Source organism: Litorisediminicola beolgyonensis, from assembly GCF_042679605.1.
GTDB lineage: Bacteria > Pseudomonadota > Alphaproteobacteria > Rhodobacterales > Rhodobacteraceae > Litorisediminicola > Litorisediminicola beolgyonensis.
Genome location: NZ_JBHTMU010000047.1, coordinates 22,684 through 29,245 on the forward strand (window position 1 = coordinate 22,684; position 6,562 = coordinate 29,245).

Sequence of the window (6,562 nt, forward strand, 5' to 3'; positions counted from 1 at the left end):
TCATCCGGGATCCGGCAACAGTCCCACCAGATATCGCGGGATTGGTGAAAATGTGCACAAGGCTGCCACATTTCACCATGGCGAGATCGGGGCAATTGTGGCGCGCCTGCCCGAATCTGTCGCGCCCGAGATCTTCGCGATTTTCACATCGGCGCCACGTTCCTGCCGCTCCGGCTCCCACGGGGCCGCAAAGTCTCCACCTCCGCTCCCCAGAACCGCCGCACCGCCCCGGCAGGGTCGCCAGCATCTGCTCAGCGACTCGAGGGAGCCTTCATGGCATTATCCGCAGAGGAGCAACTGCTGCTCGAACTGATCAACCGCGCCCGTCTGGACCCGGTCGGAGAGGTGGAGCGCCTGGCCAGCGCCCGGTCTGGGGGGACCGAGGGAACACTGTCGTCCGGCGACATCCCCGACGACCTGCCATCGGGCCCGCTGGACCCGGTGGTCCATAACGACACGCTCGCGGAGGCCGCGCGCGCCCATTCCGACTGGATCCTCGACGAGGACATCTTCAGCCATACCGGGGCGGGCGGCTCGAACGCGCGCGAGCGCATGGTGGATGCGGGCTACGAGTTTTCCGGCCGCACCGCCTGGGCCGAGAACCTCGCGCTGCGCGGCTCGACCGGCGCGCTCGATGTCGAGAAATCGGTCTACATCATGCACGCCAACCTGTTCGAGAGCGACGGCCACCGCGCCAACATGCTCTCGGGCAGCGTGCGCGAGGTCGGCAATGCCGTCGAGGTCGGCGACTATGTCGGCTACGACACCGCGGTGGCGACGCAGAACTACGCCCGCTCGGGCGACACGCGCTTCGTCACCGGCGTGGTCTACGACGACCGCGACGGCGACGATTTCTATTCGGTCGGAGAAGGCGAAAGCGGCGTGCGCGTCAGCGCCGGGAGCCGCGGCACCCGCTCCGAGGACGCGGGCGGCTACACGCTTTCGCTCGGCGCGGACGGCCAGAAGGAATGGGTCACCATCGAGAGCGGCGGCAACACTTACCAGCTCCTGATCCTCGAACGCGCCGGCAACGCCAAGATCGACCTGATCGACGGCGAGACCCTGGCCACCTCGGTCAGCCTCAAGCTCACCGGCGACGCGCAGCACGCGATCATGCTCGGGATCGAGGACCTGGTGCTGAAGGGCCGCAAGGGCGCCAACGACCTGACCGGCAATTCCGGCGACAACACCCTGGTCGGAAAGCGCGGACGCGACACGCTCGCGGGCGGCGACGGCGATGACAAGATCAAGGGCGGCGGCGGCGGCGATACGCTCTCGGGCGGCGCGGGCAACGACATGCTCAAGGGTGGGCGCGGCGCCGACACCTTCATCTTCACGTCCGGTCGCGACACCTTCAAGGGCTTCGACCTCAACGAGGACACGCTGATGCTCGACGCCGATCTCTGGTCGGGACGGATGAGCGCCCGCGATGTCGTGGCCGAGTTCGGCGACATCCATCGCGGCGACGCGGTGCTCGATTTCGGCCATGGCGACGTGGTGACGATCAAGGGCGTCGACGATCTGAACGACCTCGCCCAGGACATCCTCTTCGCCTGATCCGCCGTCCGGGCGTCTTCGCGTCGCCCGGACGTTGAAACCTCCTGGCGGAGTCACTATCAGTCGCCCGATCCCCGGCCCCGGGACGAGGCGAAGGTGACACGCAGGCTTATTCTCCATATCGGCGCCCATCGCACGGCGACGACATCGCTACAGGCCTGCCTGAACGCCAATTCCGGCGCACTGGCCAAGCGCGGCGTGCTCTATCCCTACAAGGCGCGGCGCCATCTGAAGCTGTTCAACGCGCTCTTCTCCGGCGACCGCCAGGTGTCCGCCGTGGCGCAGGAGCTGGCCGAGATGGCCGACCGCTCCCGCCAGCCGATCGACACGCTGATCCTGAGCGACGAGGATATCTGCACCCGCCGCGATCTGTCGGTTCTCGGCGCGTTCCGGGATCATTTCGACGTCGAGATCGTCTACACGCTGCGCCGCCAGGATCTCTGGCTCGAAAGCTGGTACTTCCAGAACGTCAAATGGCAGTGGCAAAAGCCCCTCAGCCATTGCACCTTCCCCGAGTTCATGGCCGAGCGCGGGCGCTTCCACTGGATCGATTACGACCGCTTCCTGGGCAAGCTCGAACGGATCTTCGGACCCGAGGCGATCCGTCCGCAGGTCTACGAGAAGGGCCAGATGCCCGAAGGGCCGGTCACCGCCTTCTTCCGCCTCACCGGGATCGACCCCGAGGGGCTGAAGCCGCCCAGTCACATGAACCCGAGTTTCACGCCCAAGACCACCGAGTTCATGCGCCAGCTGCCGCTCGACGAGGCCGAGACCGGCTACCGCAACGTGCTGACCCGGCTCTGCGCGCATGTGAACAACGTCTCCAAGCAGGAGGGCAAGCCCTCGACGCTGCTGCTCGACCCCGAGGAGCGCGCGCGGCTGATGGAGAGTTTCGCGCCCGGCAATGCCGCCGTGGCCGAGCGCTATTTTGACCGCGAGACGCTGTTCTTCGACCCGCTGCCGCCCGCCGACGCCCCCCTGGCCGATCTCGCCCTGCCCGCCGACAGCGCCAGCCTGATCGAGGGCTATGTCGGCCCGTTCCTGCGCTTCGGGCTCAAGCATTCCGACGACACCCTGGCCGGACCGGAACATGCCTCGCCCGAGCTCTCCGCGCGCATCGCCCGCTTCCATCCCGAGCCCGCCGCCGATCTGCCCTCCGACAGCGCGACGCTGATGCGCGAGGAGGTCGCCCCGATGGTCTCCGAGATGATCCGCAACGCCCATGAGAAGCGGCTGGTCCGGACCTCCTCGGGCAAGACCGCGGCAAAGGCCACGGTGCTGCAATCGCTGATCCTGCCCGTCGCCGGTCTGCCCGACGCGCCGGGGCTGTGCCTGCGGCCCCTGCCCGGGGCGGCGGCCCCGGTTCCAAGCGGGGGCGGGCTCGATTTCGGGCCCGGCGCGGGGGCGGCCTTCGACAGCTGGATGAACCTTTTCAACGCCGATACCTGGGCGCGGGTGGCGCCCTTGAACCAACTGCAACTCACGCTCGAGGGCCAGGGCGAGGTCGAGGTCGCGCTCTTCGCCACGCCCGCCGACGGGCCCGCGATCCGGTGCCTGACCCAGGCCTGCGATCTCTCGGAGGGGCCCTGCCGCCTGCCCTGCCCCGATCCGGCAAAGGCGCCCGGCACGCTCTGGTTCGAGATCCGCACGGGCGACACCGCCGCCCGGCTCGACGCGGCGCGCTGGGAAACCGCCGACGCGCCGCGCCGCACACCCGACCTGGCGCTCTGCATCACCACCTATCGCCGCGAGGCCGAGACCGAGGCCACGCTCGCGCGCCTGGCCGAGAGTTTCGGAGACGAGCCGCGCGTGCAGGTGATCGTCACCGATAACGGCGGAACGCTGCCGCCCCGCGAGGGCCCCCGCCTGTCGCTGCGCCACAGCCCCAACCTGGGCGGGTCGGGCGGCTTCGCCCGCGGTCTCCTGGAGGCGCGCGCCCGGGGCGCCAGCCACGCGCTTTTCATGGATGACGACGCGGTCTTCCACCCCGAGGCGCTGCGCCGCACCCTGGCGCTTCTCGCCTATGCCGAGGCCGACGAGACCGCGGTCTCGGGCGCGATGATCGACGCCGCGCGGCCCGCCGTCCTCTGGGAGAACGGCGCCCGCTTCCATCTCACCTGCCGGGCCATCGGCATGGGCACCGATCTCGCCGATCCCGAGGAGGCCCGCGAACTCGAGGCCCGCGCCGCCCGGCCCGATCCGGCACAGGTCTACAGCGGCTGGTGGTTCTTTGCCTTCCCGCTGGCCGCGGTCATCCATCTGCCCTTCCCCTTCTTCGTGCGGGGCGACGATGTCAGCTTCAGCCTCGCCAACGATTTCCGCCGCGTAACCCTGCCCGGCGTCGCCGCGTTCCAAGAGAACTTCACCGACAAGGAAAGCCCGCTGACCTGGTATCTCGACCTGCGCAGCCATCTCGCGCATCACCTGAGCCTGCCCCGGCTGGCGGTCAGCCGCCTGGCGCTGGCCAGGGTGATCGCCTCCTTCGCGATGCGCTGCGGGCTCAGGATGCATTACGACTCGCTGGCGGCGCTCAGCCTCGCGCTCGACGACGTGCTCGCCGGACCCGAGGCCGTGGCCGCCCAGGGCGATCTCTCCGAGCGCCGGGCCCGGATCGCGGCGCTGACCGGCACCGAGACCTGGGGGGCGGCGCCGTCCCCGCCGCGCCCCGACCGGATCCGGCTCGATCCGCATTCCTGGCCGATGCGGGCGCTCTCGAAACTGACGCTGAACGGCCACCTGCTGCCGGGCTTCGCCCTCATCGGCAACCGCATCACCATCGAGGCCGACGACCGCGGCTGGCTGCGGGCGGCCTGGGGCGCGGCCGAGATCACCTATCTCTCCCGCGACCGGGGCCGCGCCTATACGGTGCGCCATTCCAAGGCCCGCGCCTGGCGCGAGGGCCTGCGTCTCGCAGGGCGCACGCTGACGCTCCTGCGCCGCTACCCCGCGCTCGTCGCCGACTGGCGCGCCGCCTATCCCCGCCTCACCTCCGAGGCGTTCTGGACCGACCGGCTGGGGCTCAAATGAGCCTCGAGACCGTGCTCTTCATGGGTCACATGAAGGTCGGCAGCACCTCGCTGCAGGCGCATCTGGCAACCCATGTCGGCGCCCTGGAAAAGGCGGGCATCCTCTATCCCGCGACCTCGCCCGAGGGGCTCGCCCATAACCGCGCGCTGATCGCGGGCGAGCGGCGCGGCGCCGATCTGGGCCGCTTCGGCATTCTCGCGCCGCACAACGCGCTCGCCTACCGGATGCTGGTCGAAGGCGGGCATATGCAGCGCCTGCCGGGGCGGTTCGAGGGCACACCGGCCTCGGAGGAGATCGCCGCCCTGATCGAGCGCCAGATCGCCGAGACCGCGCCCCGGACACTGCTCTACTGCGCCGAGATCTTCGGCCGCTTCGGCCGCCACGACCCCGCGCTCGTCGCCGATCTGAAGGCGCGGTTCACCCGTGGCCCCGTCCGCTGGCTCTGCACGCTCCGCCGTCCCGACGACTACCTGATCTCCTGGCATGTCCATCGGCTGAAGATCGGCGACCGGACCGGGCGCTTGGCGAGCCGCGCCATCCGCGACTACGCGGGCAGCATCCATCTCGATTACCGCCGGTTTCTCGCGCCCTGGATCGACACGTTCGGGACAGAGGCGATGGTCCTGTCGGACTATGCCGAGGTGCGCGAAGCGGGCGGTTCGGTCCCGGCCTTTCTCGCCGCCTCGCGCCTGCCGATCCCGCCCGACCTGCCGTCGCCGCCCGACCGCAATCTCGGGCTGCACCGCGCCCTGGCCGAGATCGCCCGCCGCGGCAATCACGCGCTGCCCCCGGGACCCGCCAAGACGTTGCGGAAGTTCCTCGAGGAGACCGGCCCCGCGCTCGATCTGCCGCCCTCGCGCGAAATCGAGATGATCGGTGCCCGCCGCCGCCGCTGGCTCGCCCGCGAGTTCGCCCCCGTCGCGCGCTGGCTCGACGGGCTGGTGGACCGCCCCCGCTTCTTTCAGGAGATCGACCGGATGACCGACACCGCGCCCCTCCCCGAGATGGAGGCCGCCCGCGCCGCACTGGCCCAGCTCCAGACCCCCGGGCGCCTTGCCGCCTGCCCCGAGACCGCGCGGCCCTTCTTGACCGGGCTGCGGCTGCCGCGCCTGTCGCTGGAGCGGCTGCTATGAGCCCGCGCCTGGTGATCCATATCGGCGACCCGAAGACCGGCACCAGCTCGATCCAGCGGGTCCTGATGGACGGGGCCTGGCAAGCGCCGGGGCTGACGATGATGCCGCGCGCCCAGCTCAACGATTACCCGCTCGCCAACACACTGCGCAAAGCCAAGCAGCGCGCCAAGCTCGAGCCCCGCTTCACCGCGCTCGCCCGGCAGATCGCCGCCAGCGAGGCCGACCTGGCCGTGGTGTCGGCCGAACAGTTCTGGGGGGTCGATCCGAAAGCGCTTTACGAGGCGCTGCGCCGCTTCCTGCCCGAACACGCCGAGAGCGCGCGGGTGATCGCCTATGTCCGCCCGCATGCGGCGCATTTCCTCTCGGGCTACGCCCAGAGCTGCAAGACCGGCCATTTCCAAGGCGATGGCGCCGCCTATCTCGCCCATGTCCAGACCGGGCGCATCCTCAACTGCGCGCCCCGTTTCCTGGCCTGGCGCGACACGTTCGGCGACCGCTTCACGCTGAGGCTCTTCGACCGCGCGCGGCTTTCGGGCGGCGACGCGGTGCGCGACTTCCTCGAAACCGCGACGGGCCGGACGGATATCGAGATCACCGCTGGTGCGGCCCAGAACGAGACTCTGACACGGCCCGCGCTTGCCGGGGTGATGCTGCTGCAACAGCGGCTCGATGCGGCGGGAATCCCGCAGGAGGTCAAGACCGCGCTCGGCGGCGAGATGGCCGGGCTCTGCAACCGGGGTGGCGGGATGGGCGGCGAGAAGCTCGCGCTCGACCGGGCGCTGGCGACGCGGATCGCGGCGCGCTTCGCCGAGGATGCCGCCGCGCTCGACGCCGCCTTCTTCCCC

At 70.2% G+C, this 6,562-nt stretch carries 3 protein-coding genes and 1 pseudogene; all 4 read left to right on the forward strand.

Features of this window, described 5'->3' with window-relative positions:
- Positions 1-273: 273 nt before the first annotated feature.
- Entirely contained in the window at positions 274-1,557 is a 1,284-nt protein-coding gene (locus ACFQ4E_RS18190) for a CAP domain-containing protein (RefSeq protein ID WP_386805954.1), read from the forward strand.
- Between the two features lie 96 nt (positions 1,558-1,653).
- Positions 1,654-4,584, forward strand: a complete 2,931-nt coding sequence (locus ACFQ4E_RS18195; RefSeq protein WP_386805955.1) for a glycosyltransferase — start codon at positions 1,654-1,656, stop codon at positions 4,582-4,584.
- On the forward strand, positions 4,581-5,717 hold the full coding sequence (locus tag ACFQ4E_RS18200) for a hypothetical protein (protein WP_386805956.1): 1,137 nt from the start codon (positions 4,581-4,583) through the stop codon (positions 5,715-5,717). The genes ACFQ4E_RS18195 and ACFQ4E_RS18200 overlap by 4 nt, the downstream gene beginning before the upstream one ends.
- Positions 5,714-6,562 (forward strand): annotated as a pseudogene (locus ACFQ4E_RS18205) (hypothetical protein); the annotation flags it as partial. The gene ACFQ4E_RS18200 and the pseudogene ACFQ4E_RS18205, both read left to right, overlap by 4 nt.

What these genes read in the sequence shown, in the direction of transcription:
- ACFQ4E_RS18190 (WP_386805954.1), top strand. Translation starts at nt 274, where the DNA reads ATGGCATTATCCGCAGAGGAGCAACTGCTGCTCGAACTGATCAACCGC.
- ACFQ4E_RS18200 (WP_386805956.1), top strand. Translation starts at nt 4,581, where the DNA reads ATGAGCCTCGAGACCGTGCTCTTCATGGGTCACATGAAGGTCGGCAGC.